The sequence below is a fragment of the Nitrospira sp. genome, from assembly GCA_016788885.1.
In the GTDB taxonomy this organism is placed as follows: domain Bacteria; phylum Nitrospirota; class Nitrospiria; order Nitrospirales; family Nitrospiraceae; genus Nitrospira_A.
Genome location: JAEURX010000046.1, coordinates 1 through 1,922 on the forward strand (window position 1 = coordinate 1; position 1,922 = coordinate 1,922).

The 1,922-nt window shown below is 56.1% G+C and carries 2 protein-coding genes and 1 tRNA gene; all 3 read right to left on the reverse strand.

All coding sequences use genetic code 11. The features are described 5' to 3' along the window. Nucleotides 1-94 precede the first annotated feature (94 nt). Nucleotides 95-170, reverse strand: a tRNA-Thr gene (locus JNL86_12445). 43 nt (nucleotides 171-213) lie between these two features. Then, on the reverse strand, nucleotides 214-1,338 hold the full coding sequence (locus JNL86_12450) for a hypothetical protein (GenBank protein MBL8043718.1): 1,125 nt from the start codon (nucleotides 1,336-1,338) through the stop codon (nucleotides 214-216). 140 nt (nucleotides 1,339-1,478) lie between these two features. Next, nucleotides 1,479-1,922: hypothetical protein (locus JNL86_12455; protein ID MBL8043719.1), on the reverse strand; the 444-nt coding region annotated here is incomplete at its 5' end.

The following is a 1,922-nucleotide window of genomic DNA, read 5'->3' on the forward strand; positions in this document are numbered from 1 at the left end:
CAGACGGTTACACTTGCGGTTACACTGGCAGAATTGAGGGGTGAGAGCAGCGGTGTCGCAAACCGCCAACAGGTTGAAACGTCAGGGAATTTTCTGGAGCCGGCGAGTGGAATCGAACCACCGACCTGCGGTTTACGAAACCGCTGCTCTGCCAACTGAGCTACGCCGGCCAGGCGGGTGAGGCGCAATATTACTCAGACGGTGAAACACCTGTCAATGAGTGGGATACTTCGCCGGGTTTGTGGTCTGTATAAATTGAGGGTGAGTTTTCAGCTCTTCGAACATGATCTGCGCCTTTACCTCTTCCCCTTCCGGTGTCAGATGGCAATTGTCTTGAAACCAGTCGTCTTGGAATCGATCCTGAGCGGGAATAACGAAGGGCACCTGGTGTCGACGCCCGGCTCGCGCCAGAACCTCGTAATTTTTCTCGAGCCCGAGTATCAACGCGTCCTCATACCCTTTGAAGGCTACCGCATTCTTGCTGAGGAATGGTTTCCTCGCTTGCAGGAATCCAAACAGCACCACGTCTGCTCCTGAACTTTTGCTCAGGGTGATCAGAGAATCGATGTTTCGCTCGAGCCCGATCGGGGCTTGTTGCCGGACCCGTTCGAGTGCGACCTGCGGATCCACTTCCCAAAACGGTTCCGTCACCACGACTGATCCGACCGGCTCGAGCCATCTCGCGTACAGATATCTGACAATATGGCTATTGGCCAGTAGGCGCTTTTCTCCCGGTCTCGGCTGACTCCCGCTGCCGGCACTTCTGAAATGCGTATACTCCGGGTCGTAATGGTCAAAAAATAACGGCAGGACATCGTTCCCGCCCCCATGGTAAATCACGATATCGGGCTGCAGAAACCGATGTCGGAAGACGTAGCCGGCTAAGGCCTCCGCACTCGTGCCGTAGTTGATTCCGGCGTTGATCACCTGAATTCGTTTGTTCGAAATCGTTTGGAGTTTGGCTTCCAGCCTGGCAACCCACGTGTCGGCTGGATTCTTGACGTACGGCCACATAAACGTGGTGGAACCGCCTAAGACGAGAATGCGAATCGTATCGGCCGGTTTCTCCGTCGTAAATTCTGCATTGTGATACCCAAGTGAATTCGTTTGCGGATATCCGTCGACGGTCATATTGGGGGCATGAACATAGAGCAGGTATGGATGCGGCGAGATCGATGCTGTCTCCGCCTCTTTGATTCCTGAACGGACCTCTGTCGTCCGGCCTAAATACAGATCGACGATCCGCTTTCCGTTGGCCAGTCGCGCACGATTATAGAGATAGCCCGCAGCCATTTCCAATACCGCAACCGACAGGCCCAGGCTGATGAGAACCAGCACTGTGATGATCAGGAGATTGGCAAGTCTTCATGTTCGCATTATCTGCCTAGACCATCATGAAGAGGAAGGAGAGTGCCGGTTCGAAGCGTGAATCGATCCGTTCACCACAGTCTACCGGTCTCGGCACGCCAGACCTATCTTCAGGGCGACGTCGTGAGACGGAGCTGTCTGAGCGGAGACGCTCCAGCGGCGTCCGGAACGCAGAGGGGCTGTTGTGTATCTCCCAACGCCGACCGTCCAATGGATGTCACGTGTTTTTTGACGTAGGCGCAGAGTTCGCCGGTGAGCACCGAGCCGTTTTTATCCAGATCGGCGGCGCCGCGAAGGCCTTTGAGAAGGAAATAGGTAAAGAGGCCATGTTGACCTGGTTGATAGGCTTGCGCTTCCTGCAGGGTAGAGTTCCCCACCATCAGCATCACCCGCTCCTGCTCGCCGTTGGAATCCTGCGAGACCCACCGAGGGGCGGCCACGCGAGCGGGATCCGAACCGGACGATGGTTCCAGGGACAAGTCCAACATCACGACCGCTTGTTTGACCGGCGCATTCGCGAGCGCCCGCTGCAGCCGGGCCAGGGAAAAGGCGCG